Source organism: Acinetobacter sp. SH024 (genome assembly GCF_000163635.1).
In the GTDB taxonomy this organism is placed as follows: domain Bacteria; phylum Pseudomonadota; class Gammaproteobacteria; order Pseudomonadales; family Moraxellaceae; genus Acinetobacter; species Acinetobacter pittii.
The window spans coordinates 1,061,889-1,081,400 of the sequence record NZ_GG753600.1 but is presented as its reverse complement, the minus strand read 5'-3'; the positions used below and the strand labels follow the sequence as shown (position 1 = coordinate 1,081,400).

Genomic DNA, 19,512 nt, shown 5'->3' with positions numbered 1-19,512 from the left:
GCTTTTATTTATAGGGGAATAATTAAAGTGTACTAAAGAGCGGGAAAACGCCAATCACTAATGCAGTGCCCATCAAAACCATACATGTTATAAATGCCCATTTAAATGTGAACTTTTGATGATCTGCAAAGTCAACTTTAGCAAGACCGCATAACAAGTAAGTTGATGGAACAAGAGGCGATAGTAAGTGTACTGGTTGACCTACAATTGATGCACGAGCAATAGCTTCTGGGCTAATACCGTAATGTGAAGCCGCTTCAGCAAGAATTGGTAAAACACCATAGAAGAATGCATCATTTGACATAAAGAATGTCAAAGGCATACTGACTAAAGCGGTAATCGGTGCAAGATATGGACCCATGCTTGGAGGAATCATTGCGACGAATTCTTTAGACATCGCCTCAACCATACCTGTACCAGATAGAATACCTGTGAAAATACCTGCTGCGAAAATTAAACCTACAACAGCTAAAATACTATCTGCATGCATTGCGATACGCTTTTTCTGGATATCAACATCAGGATAGTTAATCAGCATTGCAATACAGAACGCTAGCATGAATAGCACTGACATTGGCAAAATGCCTTTGATTAATGCAATCATGAGAATAATAGTAAGTACCATATTTACTTTACGTAAATGTGGACGCGTCGCTTCAGGGTCTTTCGACACTGTAATATTGTCACCATGATGACTTTCAAGCTCAATCACGCCTAAACGTTTTTGCTCATAACGGCCATATAAATATGCCAAGAAGAATAACCAACCAATACTAATGATCATTGGAAGGATCATTGGTACGAAAATATGGCTTGGATCAACTTGTAACGCACTTGCAGCACGAGCAGTAGGGCCACCCCATGGCGTTAGGTTCATTACACCACTACATAACAGCATAAGCGCAGTCATGATGAGTGTGTTCATTCCTAGACGTTGATAAAGTGGCAACATTGCAGCCACACAGATCATATAGGTGGTTGAGCCATCACCATCTAAAGAAACGAGAGTGGTTAAAAAGACAGTTCCTAGAGTAATTTTTAAAGGATCGCCTTTAACTTTTTTCAAAATCCATTTAACCGGGGGGTCGAAAAGACCTGCATCGATCATTAAGGCAAAATACAAAATTGCGAATAAAAGCATTACGCCAGTTGGCGCTAATTTTTTGATGCCATCCAGCATCATCTCACTGAGACCTTTAAGTTCAATGTGACTTAAACTTTCAAAGTAATGACCTAGGCCCCAAGCAATGAGAGAAAAAATAAACGGGATGAGAATTAAAGCAATAATAGGGCTTAAACGTTTGGACATGATTAAGTACATGAAGCACAAAATCATGCCAACACCAAGTAATGTCAGCATACAATCAATCCTTTGCCTATAGTTTTACTGAACAAGTTTATTCAAAACTCTGACCTTGGTTATTCTTATTAATTTTTATTAAAAAGACAAATAATATATTTAGTTTATTTGGTTAATATATATTCGTTTGGATGGGTATATTTAGATGAAATACTGAACATATATATTAAGATTATAATGGTTTTATAATAAATGAATGCTATTATAAAATAATATAAAGGTATTATAAAAATAAAAATTATATGGCATTTTTTTTAATTATATATATTTTGATGAGTGAAATGAGAAGAAGAAGCATTTAGGGGCTTACTTTGAGCTAAGCTACATAAGTTTGTTTGCAATGTAAATGGGGCTTAATCACTTTATAAGCAGTTAAGAGATATAGATTATTTTATTAATTTTCAGTATTTAAGCTTTAATAGAGTTGTTAAATAAAATAATAATACTTTTAGATTAAAAGAGCAAATTGAATAAATGAATCTAAAATAATTATTACATATATTTAAAAAAGTTATTTAGTTTTAAAAAAATACCCCAGCTAAATTGTGGGGCATTTAAATTAATAACGATTAGTTTTCATCAATTGATGAGTGTGTTTCGGTTTGTTCTAAAATCCGAGTTACAAGAAGTTGGTCAATTTTAAAATGGTCGACATCGACAACTTCAAATTTATATCCACCAAATTCCACAAAATCTGCTGGACGGGGAATTTTGCGTAAACGGTACATCATGAAACCTGCAAGCGTCTCATAGTTTTCTTCATCAGGCATTTCATCAATTTCAAGAGCATGTCTTAGATCATCAATTGGTGTACTGCCATCAATTAACCATGAGTTATTATCACGTTTAATGATTTGCTGTTCTTCTTCAATAGGAGTAACCCAATCACCCATAACTGTGATCATGATATCGCTTAATGTAATCACTCCGACAACAAGTGCATATTCATTGATAACGACAGCAAATTTCTCTTTTGTAGAACGAAAACGGTCAAGTAGTTCAGAGAGTGTGAGAGTGTCGGGAATCATGAGTACAGTACGAATAGTAGACTCATTCAATTGAGTTGGTGATTGATTATTTAAAATGCGTACTAAGAAATCTTTAGCATCAACATAACCAATAACCTGATCAATATTTTCATTACACACTAAAAATTTCGAGTAAGGATATTCTGCTAATTTTTGACGAATACTATCTTCATGTTCATTTAAGGTGAAGTAAACGACGTTTTCGCGTGTCGTCATGCTTGAAGGTACAGTACGTTCTTCTAGTTCAAAAACATTCTCAATAAAGTGGTGTTCTTGTTTTTGAAGTACGCCAGCTTGAGCACCTGCATCCATGACTGCTGAAATATCATCAAAAGTAATATTGTCTTCGCGTGTTGTATTGACTTTAAACAAGCGAAATAACAGATTCGCAATAGCATTAATTCCCCAAGCTAAGGGTTTACATACCTTAATAAAAACTTGAATCGGGTTAATAACGCTAATTGCAATTTTTTCAGGTGCAATCATTGCCAAGCGTTTTGGCATGAGATCGGCAAATAAAATAAATAGAGAAGTTACTAAAGTGAAGGAGAGGGCAAAACCGATAGTTTGTGTCCAAGGGCCTTCATAAAAGCGGTCAACTAAAGTGACGAAAAAAGGACGAAAAGCAGCTTCACCCAAAATACCGCCTAAAATTGCAACTGCATTTAGGCCAATTTGAGAAGCTGCAAAAAAATCGGCAGATTGTTCTTGTAGATCAAGTACTTGTTGGGCACGTTCTTCGCCAGCTTCGGCTAAAATTTTTAACTTTACTTTTCTGGCGCCAGCCAATGCAATTTCAGTTAAAGATAAAAAGCCTGCTGCGATGATGAGCAGTACGATGATAATGATATTTTGAAAGAGACTCACAAATCACCCGAGGTTCATCATTATTATGACTATGTTTTAACACAAAAAAGCGCTGAGGTAATCAGATTGATTGCTCAGCGCTTGAAGATAATGTCTAAAATCGACAATTAAATCAAAATTTACTTAATAGTGAGAAAATTGCGAATTGTTGGTTAGAAATTCACGATTTTCTTCTTCAATCATTTGACGAGCAACAAATAAAATAAGTTGGCGCAACCAGCGATGAGCTGGGTGATGATGTAATAATGGGCACCAAGCCATTTTAAGTTCAAATTCTGGAATATAAAAAGGAGGATCTTTTATAACCAGTTTAGGATTTTGAGTTTGTAGGCGTGCCATTCGAGTTGGAAGCGTGGCAATCAGGTCAACATTTTGAGCAAGTAATGCTGGCATTTGGTAGTGACGAGTAAATACAGAAATTTTACGACGTTGACCAATACGTTCTAATGCCTGATCGATCCAGCCTAAACCGCCTTGTTTATCTGGATTTACACCAAAGCCTACACCCATACCAGTTTTAGAAACCCAGATATGCTGTGCATCTAGATAACTTTTAAGATTCAAATGGGTTACAGCAGGGTGTTTGTCATTAAGAATACAGCTGAAACTATCACGCCAAACTAAAACTTGGTGGAAACTTTGCGGTATTTCATTAAATCTATTAATTGCAAGATCAACTTTACCTTGTTCCATGTCTCTATAAGACACATCACTTGGTGTAAGAAAGTCGAGTACAACATTTGGAGCTTCAGAGCGTAGAGCTTTGACAAGACGAGGAACTAAAGTTGCCTCGGCATAGTCAGATGTCATAATGCGGAAAACGCGATTACTTGTATAAGGGCGGAATTCGGTACGGGGTTCCAAAATCATGGAAAGATCAGAAAGGGCATCACGAATACGAGGTTGTAATTCAAGTGCACGTTCTGTTGGGGTCATCCCTTCGGAAGAACGGATAAGAAGCGGATCATTAAATAAATTACGTAAGCGACGTAAAATATTACTCATTGCAGGCTGAGTTACCCCAAGCTGTTCGGCTGCGCGCGTAACATTTTTTTCACGAAGAAGTACATCAAGATATATTAATAGATTAAGATCTACTCGCTCCAGATTCATAAAAAAAATACCGAAAATAAAACCCTGAAATTGTTTCAAATTATGCCATATTTAATGATCATTGTGTGAAAAAATGATGAGAAAAGCGACATTTTTTGTAGGAATTAAGTAGGGTGGAAAGGCGTTTCAAAGGCACGATTTTACTGTCTTTGCTCAGTTTTGAATGAAAGAAATCTAAATAGAATATATTTATGAATAACTTCTCAATTTCTAGCATATCAATTGACTTTTTACATTGGCAAAAATAGCCTAATTTACAATTGACTTTTAGATTTAAAAATGAGTGGAAAATCTCCAAAAATTGTATAAAAATAAGACTTATTGAGTTTTTAGAATAAAACTCTATACTCCTTTAGGATAATTTTATTTTTATAAACAAAGTGTTAAAGTTTTTGGTTTTATCTATAATATCGATTTATTGGTATATTTTTTAAATAAATACTGAAGATTAACAAAGGATATTGGATTAATTGATTGGCTAAGTCTAAGCTGTGTTCATGAGGAAGCAGCTGGTGTCATAAGAAATTTAAGTAACGTGACTCTAGGCTTCAATCGATGAAATCCTAAAATGAATACAGGACAATATCATGACTACATATCAAACAGCGATTGATGCAGTACGTCAATTAAAAGCAAAATTCGGCAATACTTGGGCAGACATTAGCCCAGAAGATGCTGCTCGTATGCAACTTCAAAACCGTTTCAAAACTGGTTTAGATATTGCTAAGTATACAGCTGCGATTATGCGTCGTGATATGGCTGAATACGATGCTGACTCAAGCAAATACACTCAATCATTAGGTTGCTGGCATGGTTTCATCGCACAACAAAAAATGATTGCGAACAAAAAATATTTCGGTACTACAAGCAAACGTTATATCTACCTTTCTGGTTGGATGGTTGCTGCTCTTCGTTCTGAATTTGGTCCACTTCCTGACCAATCTATGCACGAAAAAACTTCTGTTCCTGCATTGATCGAAGAAATCTATACTTTCTTACGTCAAGCTGACGCAAAAGAATTAAACGATTTATTCCGTGCGCTTAAAAAAGCACAAGAAGCTGGTGATACTGCTAAAGCAGCTGAAATCACAGCTCAAATCGACAACTTTGAAACTCACGTTGTGCCAATTATTGCGGACATCGATGCTGGTTTCGGTAACGAAGAAGCAACTTACTTACTTGCTAAGAAAATGATCGAAGCTGGTGCTTGTGCGCTTCAAATCGAAAACCAAGTTTCTGATGCTAAACAATGTGGTCACCAAGCTGGTAAAGTAACTGTTCCACACGAAGACTTCATCGCTAAGATCCATGCATTACGTTATGCATTCTTAGAAATGGGTCTTGAAGAAGGTATCATTGTTGCGCGTACTGACTCTGAAGGCGCTGACTTGACTCAAAAAATCCCAGTGGTTAAAGAGCCAGGTGACATCGCTTCTCAATACATCAGCTACTTAGATACTCAAGAAATTGACATTGCTGATGCTCAAGAAGATGAAATCTTAATCAAGCGTGATGGTAAATTACACCGTCCTAAGCGTTTACCTTCTGGCTTATATCAGTTCCGTGCTGACACTCAAATTGACCGTGTTGTACTTGACTGTGTGTCTAGCTTACAAAATGGTGCTGACCTTCTTTGGATCGAAACTGCGACTCCAAACGTAGAAGAAATCGCACACATGGTTAACCGTGTTAAAGAAGTTGTTCCAAATGCTAAGCTTGTTTATAACAACAGCCCATCATTCAACTGGACTTTAAACTTCCGTCAACAAGCTTACGACCGTTGGGTTGCTGAAGGTAAAGACGTTTCTGCATATGACCGCGCTAAATTAATGAGTGCTGAATATGACAACACTGAATTAGCTGCTGATGCTGATGACAAGATCCGTACTTTCCAAGCAGATGCTTCTCGTGAAGCGGGTGTGTTCCATCACTTGATCACACTTCCGACTTACCATACTGCTGCTCTTTCTACTCATGAGCTTGCACAAGGTTACTTCGGTTCTGAAGGTATGTTGGCTTATGTTGCTGGTGTACAACGTAAAGAAATCCGCGGTGGTATCGCTTGTGTTAAACACCAAGCAATGGCGGGTTCTGACATCGGTGATGATCACAAAGAAATCTTCTCTGGTGATAACGCTCTTAAAGCACATGACGATGCTAAAAACACAATGAACCAATTCGCAGCTCACTAAGAATTGATTCATAAAAAAACCCGCTCAAATGAGCGGGTTTTTTAATTATTAAAAATTATTTTTTCAAAACATAGTGTTCAGCTAAAGAGCCTTCAACTTTTTTACCTTCCATATCTAAAGCAGTTGCAGTATTTTCACCAATAAAGAATTTACGATTTTGGCCTTTATCATCTAACGTAATAACTGAAGTATTATCTTTGTCGAAAGTAAAGGTACCATGGGTTTCAAATGGGTTGGTGTCACCTTTACCAAGATAAGTTTCGGTTAGCTCGTAGGTTTTATCATCTTTAAGTTCTAATTCGGTTTTAATACCTTCACAGTCTGCGCATGGAAGAGTGCCTTTATATGTGCCGTCCCAATCGAGTGAGTTTTCAGCTGTGTGCGCGGTATCTACAGCATTATTATTGGCTTCAGTGGTTTGTGCTGGAGCAGATGCTTGAGTTGTCGTGTCGGCTTTATTTTCATTTTTGCTACAAGCGGCAAGAAGGATACTTAAGAGTGCTACTGATAATAATGTTTTTTTCATGATGATCTAAACCTCGGAAAATAAATAAAAAACAAGTAAACAGGCTATGAAATATAAGAGCCTAATAAAAGTTTAAGTATGTAATTTAATTTTAACAAAAGGTAAATTGAGTAAAATTTAATCAAAAAAGAAAGATATAAAATTAAAAAAAAGTATCCACTAAAAAATTAGCGAATACCTCTATATATTAAGGTTGAGAAGAAACCCCACCTAAAGAATCACAAGCTGATTTATAAAGTTGATATTGTTGCTTTAAAACTTCATCTAGCGGCATGTCAAATAACTCTTCACCATTTTTATAACTCTCTACATATGAAGTCGCCTTTTCTTTGCTTACCGCTAAAGACTGTTGGTAGTAAGAATTAATTGAACTTGTTGCAATCTGACTTGTCTCAACATTTTTACATTCAAAATTATGGAGAATTTTTTCTGCACGTTTGACCTCACTAGATTGGCCAAAAATACACCCAGTTAAAAAGACAAGTGGCGTTAACACGAAAAAAAGTTTCATGGAGAGCAAGTATGGAAGCAACGGTGGGCGCTATTGTATAAATAATTCCATAAGTTACTGTGGTTTTATGTTAGACATTGATTGTTTTTTAACTCATTAAAATCAAAAAATTGTATCTAATTTTATCATTTTGCTTATTTTTATATTTGGTGCGTATTTTGCTTATAGCTTTAAGCACTTATTTTGAACATATGAACCAGAATGAATCAGGTACAAACGTTTTCAAAAAACTCTTTAGCACCATTTTGGTATGCGCGATTAGAGCTCGGATTTTGTTTTGAAAATTCGCGCACCATAATGAGTCATAGAAAGCACCATGGCCCTGTAAGGGTGCAAAAAATGCTCTGGCCTGAAAAAACAGGCGTATGTCATGCGATTATTGTACATCCTCCAGCAGGAATCGCAGGAGGAGATCATCTTACTTTTCAAATCGAAACCAAAGATCAAGCTCATGCGGTTGTAACGACTCCTGGTGCGGGAAAGTGGTATAAAACCAATGGAAAGCAAGCCTTTCAGCATATTCATCTTCATGTGCGAGATCAGTCTATTTTGGAGTGGGTTCCACAAGAAACGATGCTGTTTGACGGAGCTCTAGCACACTCAGAAACTCATATTCATCTTGACCATGCTGCCAGTTTTATTGGCTGGGATATGTTGGTACTCGGGCGGCAGGCACGCGCTGAACGTTTTGTGCAGGGAAGTTATCACAACCAGTTTAAGTTGTGGCGAGAACAAAAATTATTGGTTGCAGATACATTGTTTTTTGAGGGTGAAGACCGTTGGCTTAGTTCGTGTTTAGGTATGAATAATCAAGCAGTAATGGGAAGTTTTTGGGCCGTAGCACCTGAGAAATATCGGTCTTCATTTTATTTGGAACAACAGCTCGAACTCATTCGCGAATTGATAATGCGTATGCAAGCACCTGTAACTTTAACATTATTAGATGATGTGGTTTGTGCGCGTTTCTTGGGAAATGATGTCCGACATTGCCATGATGCATTTGCGGCAATAAGAGCAAGATTAAGACGTTATTGGTTTGATTTATATGAAGAATTTCCGAGAATTTGGAGAACCTAAGTTACGTTAAATTGCGTATTTAAAAAACGATTAAAACAAGTATGCTGCTTTTGAGCACGTATTTTGCTTAAAGAAAGTTAGATGCTATTTAGGAAAGAGATATGGAACTCAATCCAACAGAAAAAGATAAATTACTTATTTTTACCGCAGGGCTAGTCGCTGAGCGCCGTAAAGCTCGTGGCTTAAAGCTAAATTATCCGGAAGCTATCGCTTTTATTTCTGCTGCTTTGCTTGAAGGGGCACGGGACGGTATGACGGTGAGTGACTTGATGCATTACGGAACAACTTTATTAAAGCGCGAAGATGTGATGGATGGTGTGCCAGAAATGATTGCTGAGGTTCAGGTCGAAGCAACTTTTCCTGATGGCTCGAAGTTAGTCACTGTTCATCAGCCAATCGTATAAAAGGAGCGTTTATGATCCCTGGTGAAATCATTACTCCAGATGCAGACATTGAGCTGAATGTTGGGCGACAAACTTTAAAAATTGTAGTTGCTAATATTGGTGATCGACCTATTCAGGTGGGTTCTCATTTTCATTTTTATGAAGCAAATGATGCACTACAGTTTGACCGAGAAACAGCGAAAGGCTTTCGATTAAATATCGCTGCAGGCACAGCAATACGTTTTGAACCGGGACAAAGTCGGGAAGTGGAGCTTGTTGCTTTAGCGGGTAAGCGAGAAGTATATGGTTTTGCTGGTCGAGTCATGGGGCGTTTGGATGAAAATGTTGATTAGAAAAGCAATGAAAGATGACACAGATACTATCGTTGCCATAATCGCTCCATATGTAGATCAAGTGATTGCAAATGAAGAAGGGCGCTCACGCTTTAAACCAGAAGTCATACAAACAATTTTTGATCGAGAAGATATTCATTATTTTGTTGGAGAGATTGATCAACAGATCGTGGGTATAGTCGCTTATATGGAACCCTCACATTTAATGCATTTTTTTATTAAAAAAATGCATTTGAAACTAGGTCTAGGGCGACAGCTTTGGGATTTCATAGAAGAAAAAATTAAAAATGAAAATATAGACGTTGAGAAAATTACGGTAAATTCAAGTTTTTATGCTCAAGATGTCTATGAAAAATTTGGTTTTATTGTAAGTGGTGATGCTGCTGAAAAATGGGGAATCCGGTTTATCCCGATGACAAAATATTATGCTTTGCCATCAGAAAAATAAGGAACTAATCATATGAAAATGTCACGTCGTGCATATGCTGAAATGTTTGGTCCAACGGTTGGTGATCGTATTCGCTTGGCTGATACAGAGCTTTTTATTGAGGTTGAGCAAGATCTAACGACTTATGGTGAAGAAGTTAAGTTTGGCGGTGGCAAAGTTATTCGTGATGGAATGGGGCAATCTCAACTTTTAGCTGATGAAGTTGCCGACACTGTGATTACCAATGCTTTGATTGTCGATTGGTGGGGGATTGTAAAAGCTGATGTTGGCTTAAAAAATGGTCGAATTTGGAAAATAGGGAAAGCTGGAAATCCTGATATTCAACCTGACATTACTATTCCTTTAGGTGCTGCAACAGAAGTGATTGCGGGTGAAGGCCAAATTTTAACGGCAGGTGGTATTGATACTCACATTCACTGGATTTGCCCACAGCAAGTTGAAACGGCACTAATGTCGGGGACAACAACAATGGTGGGTGGTGGTACGGGACCTGCGGCAGGTACTTCGGCAACGACAGTGACTCCAGGGCCTTGGCATATTGCGACCATGTTGCAAGCCATTGATGATTTACCTATGAACATTGGACTGTTAGGCAAAGGTAATTTGAGTTTGCCAGCCCCAATTCGAGAGCAAATTAAAGCTGGGGTAATTGGTTTAAAGCTGCATGAAGATTGGGGTTCAACACCAGCAGCCATTGATAACTGCTTGAGTGTGGCAGATGAGTTTGATGTGCAGGTTGCAATTCATACAGATACTTTAAATGAAGGTGGGTTTTTAGAAGAGACTCTAGCTGCATTTAAAGATCGCACGATTCATACGTACCATACCGAAGGCGCGGGTGGTGGGCATGCACCTGACATTTTAAAGGCAATTGGACAAAGTAATGTGTTGCCATCTTCAACTAATCCAACACGTCCTTATACGATTAATACCATTGATGAGCATTTAGACATGCTCATGGTTTGCCACCATTTAGACCCAGCAATTGCTGAAGATATTGCTTTTGCAGAAAGCCGTATTCGCCGTGAAACTATTGCCGCTGAAGATATTTTGCAAGACTTAGGCGCAATTGCCATGATGTCCTCTGACTCTCAGGCGATGGGTCGTGTGGGTGAAGTAATTATACGTACTTGGCAAACTGCTCATAAAATGAAAATTCAACGTGGTCCTTTAGAGGGTGATAATGAGTTTCATGATAACAATCGCGTTAAACGCTACATTGCCAAATATACAATTAACCCAGCCATTACCCATGGTTTAAGCCATGAAATTGGTTCGATTGAAGTTGGAAAACTTGCTGATTTAGTGTTATGGAAGCCTGCATTTTTTGGTGTAAAACCTTCCATGATTATTAAAGGTGGCATGATTGCAGCGGCACCGATGGGTGACATTAATGCTTCAATTCCGACACCTCAACCCGTGCATTATCGCCCAATGTTTGGTGCCTATCCGCGTGGTGTACATAACACCTGTATTACCTTTTTATCTCAAGTGGCAATTGATGAAAAAGTTGCTGAGAAACTAAATCTTAAAAAGTTAATTAGCCCATGTAAAAACACGCGTGCAATTACTAAAGCCGATATGAAGCACAACACATATTGTCCAGTCATGCATGTTCATCCTGAAACTTACGAGGTGCGGGCTGATGGTGAATTATTAACGTGTGAACCTGCAGACACATTACCAATGGCTCAGCGTTATTTCTTATTTTGATGAATTTTATAGAGATGATATGTCTCATTACTCTAGATATGAAAGAAATAAATAAGGAGAGAGAAGCTAAATGAAAATTTACACCCAACGACTTGAAGATATTTCTCCTGATCAGGCATTTGAAACGGTTGAACTGACTTTTGATACCCGCCAAAAATCCCGCTTTCGAGCGGCTTTAGCGAGTGGCATCGATATTGGTGCGGATTTACCGCGTACTGGCATTTTGCGTAGTGGTTCATATATTGCAACGCAAGAGGGCGATGTATTACGTGTTGATGCCAAGCCTGAGCGATTAATGCAAGTCACTTCTCAAACCGATTTTGATTTACTTAAAGCTGCCTATCACTTAGGTAATAGACATGTACCGTTAATGTTGACCCCTGCAGCTTTGTATTTTGAGCCTGATCATGTGCTTGCAGAAATGGTAGAAGGTTTAGGACTTACAGTTTCAGAAACTGATCATCCGTTTGAACCTGAAAGTGGTGCTTATGCGCAGCATAGTCATGATCATCGTTTAAGCCCAATCAAAGCTTTACATCATGTCCATTCATAGTGCCGCGCAATTACTGCAACTGCTGACACTGTCTTCTACGGCATTGCCAGTTGGGGCGTATTGTTATTCACAAGGGGTGGAAACGGCAATTGATATTGGCCTAATACATGACGAAACCTCAGCAATTGCTTACTTTGAAGAAGTTCTTGAAATGCTGTTAGTACGGTTTGAGTTGCCCGTATTAAAGCGTCTCATGCAGCATCATGATGACTCAGAACAGTTTCTGGTTTGGGCAAATTTGTATAAGGCAAGCCGAGAAAGTAAAGAACTTTTGGCAGAATCTCAACAGCTGGCATTTTCTTTAAATGCGTGGATTAAAGATGTTTTAAAAAAAACAGTTGAGGTTAAAAAGCAGTTTGGTTTCGTACCAGTCTATGCACAGCTTTGTGGCCGACTCGAACTCAACGAGATGGATGTACTTACGGCTTATACCTTCACTGTTTTAGAAAATCAGGTTTTAGCTGCAGTAAAAACTGTTCCTTTAGGACAGATGGCTGGGCAAAGAATTTTATGGCACTTACATGGTTTAGTACCACAAGCGGTAGAGAAAGCTTTGAAGCTTAATGACGAGCAATTGAGCAGCGCTTTACCTCGTTATGCCATGCTGAGCATGAAACACGAAACACAATATTCACGGTTATTCAGATCTTAAGTTTAGGAAAAAGGATAAAAATCATGACAGAGCGTAGTCCATTACGAGTTGGAATTGGCGGACCAGTGGGTTCGGGTAAAACAGCACTTACACTTAATTTATGTTTAGCCTTGCGTAATAAATACAATATGGCTGTGGTGACAAATGATATTTACACCAAAGAAGATTCAAACTTCTTAACCCGTAATGAGGCGATGTCACCAGATCGTATTGTGGGGGTAGAAACTGGTGGTTGCCCGCATACCGCAATTCGTGAAGATGCTTCAATTAACTTGGCTGCAATTGATGATTTGTGTGAAAAATTCGAAGGCTTAGAACTTATTATCATTGAAAGCGGTGGGGATAATTTGGCAGCGACATTTAGTCCTGAACTTTCTGATTTAACTCTATATGTGATTGATGTAGCTGGTGGTGAAAAAATTCCTCGTAAAGGTGGGCCGGGTATTACCAAGTCAGATTTACTCATTATTAATAAAACTGACCTTGCGCCAATGGTAGGTGCAAACCTTGATGTAATGGACCAAGATGCGAAACGCATGCGCGGAGAAAAGCCATTCTTATTTTCAAACATGAAAACACAAGATGGTCTTGAAGAAATTATCCAATTTATTGAGAAACAAGGGCTGTTTAAAGCTTAAGGAGAGATTATGGACTTCATGAAAAAATGGAGTGTAGCGCTCCTTTCATTATTGCCGGCTCTTGCAATGGCCCATCCGGGACATGACCATGCACATTCTGGTTTTATGGCAGGCTTTATTCATCCGTTTACCGGTCTAGATCATTTAGTCATGGCTTTAGGTTTTGGTGTCTTGTTGTGGTCAGCTGCTAAACAGTGGAAAATTGCTGGAGTCATTGCCTTAAGTACTACCTTAATTGTAGGCTTTTTAATAGGTGCTCAAGGTTTGGTACCAGTTAATATAGCTGAATACGGCATTGTTGCTTCTTTAGTTATTACAGCAATTGCTCTATGGACAAAATCAAATAAAGTTCTACCAATTGCTGCGGCTTTGCTTGCAAGTTTCCATGGTATGGCTCATGGTGTTGAGTTAGCGCACGCGGGGCATATTGTTGCATTAGTAACTGGTATGGTTGCTGGTATGGCGCTCATCTATTTGGGTGGATTGGTGTTGGGTGCTGTGCTTACCCGATATGTGCCATATGGCAAAAAAATTGTTGGCGCCTGTGCAGCAGTTGTTGCAGTGATTGGCTTAAGCTAACTAAAACCTTGCAAAAAAAAGGTAGCTTTGAGCTACCTTTTTTATTCGTTTACTTTCTGGTAAAGCCCCGCGTGAACTGTACCAGCTTTAGTGGTTTTAACTTGTTGCCATGTGGCTGGAAGATGAAGCTGAGATAAATCTCGGTCAGCTTCAACGTAAATATACCCATTTTTTTTAATATGAGTCTCGGCCAAGTTCGAGAGCTCATGCCATAAATTAAGACTATAGGGTGGATCTAAAAAAACCACATCGAACTGTTCTTTTAAGCGGGGTAGAGCTTGTTGAGCCGTTGCATTAATTAGATGACAGTTTTGGGCTTTTAATAGTTCAATATTATCTTTTAAAAATCGTGCCTGAGTTTTGTCAGGCTCAATCATATAAACAGATGCAGCACCACGTGACAGAGCCTCAAAACCTAATGCACCAGAGCCTGTACAGATGTCGAGAACTTGAGCATTTTGAATATCCCACATGAGCCAGTTAAATAGAGTTTCGCGTACTCTATCTGGGGTTGGGCGTAAGCCATCAATGCTAGCGAAAGGCAGTACTCGTCTTTTCCATTCGCCGCCAATTATACGTAATTGATTTTTCATTATTCATCGGCCTCATTGGTAGCAGGACGAGCAGGAGCAGCTTGCGGTGTTGATGCTGCTGGTTTGTTGGTGGTAGCTGTAGCCGATGCTGGACCAGAACTTTCACCGCCGCTTGGAAGTTCACCTGGTTTAATACCTGCTGTCATTAACCCGCCATTGACTTGGTGATTTGCTGGACGAATCGGGTTTTTCTTACGAGTTAATAGCCAGTAATCAAAGACAGGTCTTGCAAGTTGAGCAGCTGAACCACCATGACGACCATTTTCCCAAATGACTGCAATCGCAATTTCAGGTTTTTCAGCAGGGGCAAATCCAACGAATAAACCATGGTCAAGTTGACGTTCACTCAAGGCTGCTTCGTTATAGCGTTTACCCTGTGCAATACTCTTAACCTGTGCTGTACCTGTTTTCCCTGCAATTTGGTAGAGGGGAGTACGAATACCGCGGCCAGTACCTGATTGAATTACATCAATCATGGCATCACGCATTTGAATCCAGTCTTCATCCGTGCCGTTGAATTTGATTTTGCCATCAGGCGCATTACGTACCGTAAATGGTTTTGCACCATGCGTTGCGCGTAAAACATGAGGCGTTACATGAGAACCATGATTTGCCGTAATTGCTGTTGCCATCGCAAGCTGTAATGGAGTGGCTGTAAACGCGCCTTGACCAATACTGACAGAAATAGTTTCACCCTTCATCCATTTCGCTTTACGCGTACGCATTTTCCATTCAGGACTTGGATAAAGGCCTTCACTTTCACTTGGTAAATCGACACCTGTTTTTTGACCAAATCCAAATTGGCGCATCCATTGGTTCATTTGATCAATACCCATTTGATGGGCAAGAATATAAAAATAGGTATCACATGACATAATGATGGCTTTATGCATGTTCACGATGCCATGACCAGATTTTTTCCAGTCACGGAACTTATGTGAATCACCTGGTAGATGGAAATAACCAGGGTCAGAAATTGCCGTTGACCAGTCTACAATACCGTAGTGTAGGCCACCCATTGCTTCCATTGGTTTAATGGTAGAACCAGGGGGATATACACCCTGCACAGCACGGTTATAAAGAGGTTGGTCTAAATTGTCACGTAGTGAACTGTAGTCAGTATGACTAATTCCAGTCACAAACAAATTAGGGTTAAAACTTGGGCTAGACACTAAAGCTAGAATTTCACCTGTACGAGGATCAATAGCGACAATAGCTCCACGACGACCTGCGAGCTGCTGAGAAGCGACAACTTGTAAACCGTAATCTAAAGATAAATAGAGGTCATTACCGCGAGTAGGGTCTTTACGACCTAAATGACGTAATACATTACTATGCGCATCTGCTTCAACAGATTCATAACCGGGTGTTCCGTGCAATAGGTCTTCATAGCTTTTTTCAACACCAATCTTTCCAATTAGGTTCGTCCCAGCATATAAGTCTTTATCAATACTTTTTAATTCTTTGTCGTTAATACGGCCGACATAGCCAATCACATGAGCAAATAACTCACCGTGTGGATAATAGCGAGTCATTTGTGTCTCGATTCTAACACCCGGAAACTTATATTTGGCTTCACTAAATTTAGCAATATTGGCTTCAGTTAGATTAAGTTTAATCGCGACGCGTTCAGTTTTACGGGCAGTTTTTATACGGCTTTTAAAACGGTCAATATCTTCTTGTGTTAAATCTAAAATAGGCTGTAATTGCTCAATGACACTATCAACATCTTCTACATCTGTTTTACTTAAAGTTGCTGTAAAAACAGGATAGTTATCTGCTAGTAATACACCGTTTCGGTCATAGATATAACCACGAGCAGGCGGAAGTGGTTGTAAGCGAATTCGGTTTTTGTCAGATGCAGTCGAGAATTCGTCGTAGTGAAAAATTTGCAGGTAAGCGTATCTGCTAATTAAGACTAATAAGCAGATGGTCACGATCCCTACGGCAAAAAAGATACGACCTCGATAAATGCGCTTTTCTTGCTGGATATCTTTTAAAGGAAAGTGCTGTTTCATAAGGATCGACTTAATGACATAGGGTAGAAAAATAGCTGCTTATTCTAACGCAAGAGCGCTTAAAATATTGCACAATTTTCAAAGTTTCATTGCATTTTAATAAGATACTTTTTGACTTTGCAGACAACAAAATTGTAGATACTTGTATATAAGAAGCAAAATAATTCTGTTAAAGTCTCTCATTCAATAGAATAGGGTTGTTCTCACCATACGATTAGGGAAAATGGAGAAAATAATGAGAAAAATTTATCCCTTACTTGCAGTTTTGACAGTAAGTAGTTGGGCCCATGCTCAAGACTACTCGTTTCTTCCGGAAGCAAAATTAGCAGGACATAATGCATCTACCTGGAATGTGGGTGCAGGCGTTACTCAAAAATTATTACATCTTAACGGTGAGTGGGTAAATCCGTATGGTATTGCCTATGCCAAAGCCGGTGCATTTTTGAATGGTGACAAAACCGCTGGTGGTCAAGTTGGCTTCCGATACCCTTATTATCTTACTGGCACAGACAAAAATGGTTACTATATCGGTTTCTATGCTGGTCATCTTGATAGTAAAGAGGTCGATGGTGATTTTAAATCCCGTTTAGGTGCGGGTGTTGATTTAGCCTATGTGTGGTTAAATTCAGAAAGAATTAGCACTTTTAGTGTGGGTATCGGTGCGGCTGAAAAATTAACCGACCAGAACGGAAATGTTGCTGCAGATACGAAACCACAAATTCAATTTTCTTATTCTCTAAGTTTTGGTTTATAAAACAAAGCAGTTTATCGTTAACTCGCCATAAGCAGAGCACAAATAAATACGAGAGTCTTACATGTTAGAGTACGTCAGTGGATTGTGGCAGACCTTTTTACACAGACCTGATTTTTGGGCCGTTTTGAGTATTATTCCTGTAACGGCTTTTGTCACATGGGCACATGTGTGGATGGCTTTAAAAATGGTATTTTACCCAATTAAATTTTGGGGATTCCATTTAGGACCCTTGCCAGTAGGTTGGCAAGGTATTGTGCCACGTAAAGCAGGACGTATCTCTGGGATTATTACCGATAACACTTTATCTAAATTGGGTTCATTGCGTGAATTTTTAGAAGCAATGGATCCTGAAGATATGGCCCGTATTATTGGTGAACAAGTCGGTTTTGAACTTGAACATCTTATTGATGAAGTCATGATCGATCGTAATGCTGTGCTTTGGGAAAATCTACCTTATTCAATTAAACGCCGTATTTATGCTCAAGCACATAAGCAATTGCCGGGTGTGCTAAAAGAATTAGTGACTGAGCTGACCATGAATGTAGAGTCACTGGTTAACATGCGTGAAATGGTCGTGAGCCAGATGGAAGGTGATCGCCGTTTAATGGTACGTATGTTCTTAAAGGTAGGTCAAAAAGAAATTAACTTTATTTGGCATATTAGTGCACTGATTGGCATGTTCTTTGGTATTTTCCAAATGGTGGTTTGGTTTGTAGTACCATGGCACTGGACAGTACCATTTTGGGCTGCAATTTGGGGCTTTTTAACTAACTGGATCGCAATCTGGATGGTATTTAACCCAATTGAGCCGCATTATATTCGTTATCCACAGATTTTTAGATTAACAAAAGATCGTAAGTTTCCATGGATTGTACCAGTTCTTCGAATTGGGACTTATAATGTCCAAGGCGCTTTTATGAAGCGTCAAGAGGAAGTCTCTGATGTATTTTCGAGCGTAGTCACAGAAGATTTGATCACGTTAAAATCGATTATGACCGAAATGATGTATGGGCCGCGTAAAGATAAAACGCGCCGCATTGTTAAGCGTCATATTAACGAAATCATGGAAACTCCGTTAGTTCGCACCTCTTTACAGCTTTCTTTAGGGCCAAGAGAGTACGCAAGATTAAAGACGGACTTGATTGATCGTTCAATTGAAATTACGATGGGACCCGTATGTGACCCAGCACTGAACGCAAGCCGGGCACAGAAGATTTTTCAAATGTTTAAAGAGCGTATTCGTGAACTTACACCAAAAGAATTTCAGAATTTATTACGTCCTGCATTTCAGGAGGATGAGTGGATTCTTATTGTACTAGGTGGGGTAACCGGATTTATTGCTGGTACAATACATTTGTTTGTGGCTTTCTTATAATTCGATGTCAGGCAGGATCTATTGAAGATTAACGAGACTTTTTCTGCCGGACTTCATATTCATTGTTTTAAATGAGGATGTTTTTTATGCGCATTATTTTACTCGGACCACCTGGAGCAGGCAAAGGGACTCAGGCTCAGTTGATCTGTAAGCGCTACAATGTCCCACAAATTTCAACCGGTGATATGCTCCGTGCTGCGATTCGTGAAGGTACTGAATTAGGTCTAAAAGCTAAAAGTGTAATGGAATCTGGTGGTTTGGTTTCAGATGAACTTATTATCGGTTTAGTAAAAGAACGTATTGCTCAACCTGACTGTGCAAATGGCTGCATTTTCGATGGTTTCCCACGTACTATTCCACAAGCTGAAGCTCTGGAAAAAGAAGGGATTAGCATTGATCACGTGATTGAAATTGATGTTCCTGATGAAGAAATCGTAAAACGTCTTTCTGGTCGTCGTCAGCATCCAGCTTCTGGCCGTGTTTATCACACTGTATACAATCCACCTAAAGTGGAAGGCAAAGATGATGAAACTGGTGAAGATCTTGTTCAACGTCCAGATGACCAAGAAGAAACAATCCGTAAGCGTTTAGCGTCTTATCACACTGAAACTGAGCAATTGGTTGGTTTCTATCAAGGCCGTGCTGCTTCTGGTGAAAATGCTCCAACTTATGACAAGCTTGATGGCTTGCGTACAATTGAAGATGTACAAAAAGATTTGTTCAACATCTTAGACAAATAATTTAATATTGTTTGTGATAATGAGCCCTCTTTGTGAGGG

At 39.0% G+C, this 19,512-nt stretch carries 20 protein-coding genes; 13 read left to right on the top strand and 7 right to left on the bottom strand.

Annotated elements, in window-relative coordinates:
• Positions 1-22: 22 nt before the first annotated feature.
• From HMPREF0013_RS10955 to HMPREF0013_RS10945, 3 genes are all read right to left on the bottom strand, one after another.
• Positions 23-1,360: a CitMHS family transporter gene (locus HMPREF0013_RS10955; protein WP_005802944.1), complete on the bottom strand. Its 1,338-nt coding sequence runs from the start codon at positions 1,358-1,360 to the stop codon at positions 23-25.
• 569 nt (positions 1,361-1,929) lie between these two features.
• Positions 1,930-3,255: a hemolysin family protein gene (locus tag HMPREF0013_RS10950; RefSeq protein WP_002117726.1), complete on the bottom strand. Its 1,326-nt coding sequence runs from the start codon at positions 3,253-3,255 to the stop codon at positions 1,930-1,932.
• Positions 3,256-3,378: 123 nt separating this feature from the next.
• Positions 3,379-4,368 (bottom strand): LysR family transcriptional regulator, encoded by a 990-nt coding sequence (locus HMPREF0013_RS10945; protein ID WP_004703082.1) that lies wholly within the window; start codon positions 4,366-4,368, stop codon positions 3,379-3,381.
• Positions 4,369-4,955: 587 nt separating this feature from the next.
• On the opposite strand from HMPREF0013_RS10945, the gene HMPREF0013_RS10940 reads away from it, so the two are divergent.
• A complete protein-coding gene (locus tag HMPREF0013_RS10940; RefSeq protein WP_002117581.1) occupies positions 4,956-6,560 on the top strand; it encodes an isocitrate lyase in 1,605 nt (534 codons plus the stop codon).
• A gap of 55 nt (positions 6,561-6,615) precedes the next feature.
• On the opposite strand, the gene HMPREF0013_RS10935 is transcribed toward HMPREF0013_RS10940, so the two are convergent.
• Both HMPREF0013_RS10935 and HMPREF0013_RS10930 read right to left on the bottom strand, forming a co-directional pair.
• On the bottom strand, positions 6,616-7,086 hold the full coding sequence (locus HMPREF0013_RS10935) for a copper resistance protein NlpE (RefSeq protein WP_005075493.1): 471 nt from the start codon (positions 7,084-7,086) through the stop codon (positions 6,616-6,618).
• A 187-nt stretch (positions 7,087-7,273) separates the two neighbouring features.
• Entirely contained in the window at positions 7,274-7,597 is a 324-nt protein-coding gene (locus tag HMPREF0013_RS10930) for a hypothetical protein (protein ID WP_005070594.1), read from the bottom strand.
• A gap of 201 nt (positions 7,598-7,798) precedes the next feature.
• On the opposite strand from HMPREF0013_RS10930, the gene HMPREF0013_RS10925 reads away from it, so the two are divergent.
• The 9 genes from HMPREF0013_RS10925 to HMPREF0013_RS10885 all read left to right on the top strand — a co-directional run bounded on the left by HMPREF0013_RS10925 (position 7,799) and on the right by HMPREF0013_RS10885 (position 13,993).
• A complete protein-coding gene (locus tag HMPREF0013_RS10925) occupies positions 7,799-8,674 on the top strand; it encodes an urease accessory protein UreD (protein WP_005802940.1) in 876 nt (291 codons plus the stop codon).
• Between the two features lie 101 nt (positions 8,675-8,775).
• Positions 8,776-9,078 (top strand): urease subunit gamma, encoded by a 303-nt coding sequence (gene ureA, locus HMPREF0013_RS10920; protein WP_002117495.1) that lies wholly within the window; start codon positions 8,776-8,778, stop codon positions 9,076-9,078.
• Between the two features lie 11 nt (positions 9,079-9,089).
• Complete coding sequence (locus tag HMPREF0013_RS10915) at positions 9,090-9,410, top strand: urease subunit beta (RefSeq protein ID WP_005802937.1); 321 nt, start codon at positions 9,090-9,092, stop codon at positions 9,408-9,410.
• Positions 9,400-9,858, top strand: coding sequence for a GNAT family N-acetyltransferase (locus tag HMPREF0013_RS10910; protein WP_005802935.1), 459 nt, complete (start codon positions 9,400-9,402; stop codon positions 9,856-9,858). The genes HMPREF0013_RS10915 and HMPREF0013_RS10910 overlap by 11 nt, the downstream gene beginning before the upstream one ends.
• A 12-nt stretch (positions 9,859-9,870) precedes the next feature.
• Positions 9,871-11,571: an urease subunit alpha gene (gene ureC, locus HMPREF0013_RS10905; RefSeq protein WP_005802933.1), complete on the top strand. Its 1,701-nt coding sequence runs from the start codon at positions 9,871-9,873 to the stop codon at positions 11,569-11,571.
• A gap of 70 nt (positions 11,572-11,641) precedes the next feature.
• Entirely contained in the window at positions 11,642-12,124 is a 483-nt protein-coding gene (gene ureE, locus HMPREF0013_RS10900; protein WP_005802931.1) for an urease accessory protein UreE, read from the top strand.
• Positions 12,111-12,776: an urease accessory protein UreF gene (locus HMPREF0013_RS10895; RefSeq protein WP_005802929.1), complete on the top strand. Its 666-nt coding sequence runs from the start codon at positions 12,111-12,113 to the stop codon at positions 12,774-12,776. The genes ureE and HMPREF0013_RS10895 overlap by 14 nt, the downstream gene beginning before the upstream one ends.
• A gap of 23 nt (positions 12,777-12,799) precedes the next feature.
• Complete coding sequence (ureG, locus tag HMPREF0013_RS10890; protein ID WP_002117800.1) at positions 12,800-13,414, top strand: urease accessory protein UreG; 615 nt, start codon at positions 12,800-12,802, stop codon at positions 13,412-13,414.
• A 9-nt stretch (positions 13,415-13,423) separates the two neighbouring features.
• Complete coding sequence (locus HMPREF0013_RS10885; RefSeq protein ID WP_005802927.1) at positions 13,424-13,993, top strand: HupE/UreJ family protein; 570 nt, start codon at positions 13,424-13,426, stop codon at positions 13,991-13,993.
• 41 nt (positions 13,994-14,034) lie between these two features.
• Here the strand turns inward: HMPREF0013_RS10885 and rsmD are convergent, their stop codons facing one another.
• Together rsmD and mrdA are read right to left on the bottom strand one after the other, a co-directional pair.
• A complete protein-coding gene (gene rsmD / locus HMPREF0013_RS10880; RefSeq protein ID WP_005802925.1) occupies positions 14,035-14,586 on the bottom strand; it encodes a 16S rRNA (guanine(966)-N(2))-methyltransferase RsmD in 552 nt (183 codons plus the stop codon).
• Positions 14,586-16,604 carry a penicillin-binding protein 2 gene (mrdA, locus tag HMPREF0013_RS10875; protein ID WP_005802923.1) on the bottom strand — a complete coding sequence of 673 codons (2,019 nt, stop codon included), beginning with the start codon at positions 16,602-16,604 and terminating at the stop codon, positions 14,586-14,588. Before mrdA ends, rsmD begins: the two co-directional genes overlap by 1 nt.
• A gap of 235 nt (positions 16,605-16,839) precedes the next feature.
• On the opposite strand from mrdA, the gene HMPREF0013_RS10870 reads away from it, so the two are divergent.
• The 3 genes from HMPREF0013_RS10870 (at position 16,840) to adk (ending at position 19,473) form a co-directional block, all read left to right on the top strand.
• Positions 16,840-17,358 carry a hypothetical protein gene (locus tag HMPREF0013_RS10870; RefSeq protein WP_002117557.1) on the top strand — a complete coding sequence of 173 codons (519 nt, stop codon included), beginning with the start codon at positions 16,840-16,842 and terminating at the stop codon, positions 17,356-17,358.
• 61 nt (positions 17,359-17,419) lie between these two features.
• Positions 17,420-18,733, top strand: a complete 1,314-nt coding sequence (locus HMPREF0013_RS10865; protein ID WP_005070566.1) for a membrane protein — start codon at positions 17,420-17,422, stop codon at positions 18,731-18,733.
• A gap of 86 nt (positions 18,734-18,819) precedes the next feature.
• Positions 18,820-19,473 carry an adenylate kinase gene (gene adk / locus HMPREF0013_RS10860; RefSeq protein WP_002117671.1) on the top strand — a complete coding sequence of 218 codons (654 nt, stop codon included), beginning with the start codon at positions 18,820-18,822 and terminating at the stop codon, positions 19,471-19,473.
• Positions 19,474-19,512 lie beyond the last annotated feature (39 nt).

What these genes read in the sequence shown, in the direction of transcription:
- HMPREF0013_RS10955 (WP_005802944.1), bottom strand. Translation starts at nt 1,360, where the DNA reads ATGCTGACATTACTTGGTGTTGGCATGATTTTGTGCTTCATGTACTTA.
- HMPREF0013_RS10945 (WP_004703082.1), bottom strand. Translation starts at nt 4,368, where the DNA reads ATGAATCTGGAGCGAGTAGATCTTAATCTATTAATATATCTTGATGTA.
- HMPREF0013_RS10940 (WP_002117581.1), top strand. Translation starts at nt 4,956, where the DNA reads ATGACTACATATCAAACAGCGATTGATGCAGTACGTCAATTAAAAGCA.
- HMPREF0013_RS10935 (WP_005075493.1), bottom strand. Translation starts at nt 7,086, where the DNA reads ATGAAAAAAACATTATTATCAGTAGCACTCTTAAGTATCCTTCTTGCC.
- HMPREF0013_RS10930 (WP_005070594.1), bottom strand. Translation starts at nt 7,597, where the DNA reads ATGAAACTTTTTTTCGTGTTAACGCCACTTGTCTTTTTAACTGGGTGT.
- HMPREF0013_RS10925 (WP_005802940.1), top strand. Translation starts at nt 7,799, where the DNA reads ATGAATCAGGTACAAACGTTTTCAAAAAACTCTTTAGCACCATTTTGG.
- ureA (WP_002117495.1), top strand. Translation starts at nt 8,776, where the DNA reads ATGGAACTCAATCCAACAGAAAAAGATAAATTACTTATTTTTACCGCA.
- HMPREF0013_RS10915 (WP_005802937.1), top strand. Translation starts at nt 9,090, where the DNA reads ATGATCCCTGGTGAAATCATTACTCCAGATGCAGACATTGAGCTGAAT.
- HMPREF0013_RS10910 (WP_005802935.1), top strand. Translation starts at nt 9,400, where the DNA reads ATGTTGATTAGAAAAGCAATGAAAGATGACACAGATACTATCGTTGCC.
- ureC (WP_005802933.1), top strand. Translation starts at nt 9,871, where the DNA reads ATGAAAATGTCACGTCGTGCATATGCTGAAATGTTTGGTCCAACGGTT.
- ureE (WP_005802931.1), top strand. Translation starts at nt 11,642, where the DNA reads ATGAAAATTTACACCCAACGACTTGAAGATATTTCTCCTGATCAGGCA.
- HMPREF0013_RS10895 (WP_005802929.1), top strand. Translation starts at nt 12,111, where the DNA reads ATGTCCATTCATAGTGCCGCGCAATTACTGCAACTGCTGACACTGTCT.
- ureG (WP_002117800.1), top strand. Translation starts at nt 12,800, where the DNA reads ATGACAGAGCGTAGTCCATTACGAGTTGGAATTGGCGGACCAGTGGGT.
- HMPREF0013_RS10885 (WP_005802927.1), top strand. Translation starts at nt 13,424, where the DNA reads ATGGACTTCATGAAAAAATGGAGTGTAGCGCTCCTTTCATTATTGCCG.
- rsmD (WP_005802925.1), bottom strand. Translation starts at nt 14,586, where the DNA reads ATGAAAAATCAATTACGTATAATTGGCGGCGAATGGAAAAGACGAGTA.
- mrdA (WP_005802923.1), bottom strand. Translation starts at nt 16,604, where the DNA reads ATGAAACAGCACTTTCCTTTAAAAGATATCCAGCAAGAAAAGCGCATT.
- HMPREF0013_RS10870 (WP_002117557.1), top strand. Translation starts at nt 16,840, where the DNA reads ATGAGAAAAATTTATCCCTTACTTGCAGTTTTGACAGTAAGTAGTTGG.
- HMPREF0013_RS10865 (WP_005070566.1), top strand. Translation starts at nt 17,420, where the DNA reads ATGTTAGAGTACGTCAGTGGATTGTGGCAGACCTTTTTACACAGACCT.
- adk (WP_002117671.1), top strand. Translation starts at nt 18,820, where the DNA reads ATGCGCATTATTTTACTCGGACCACCTGGAGCAGGCAAAGGGACTCAG.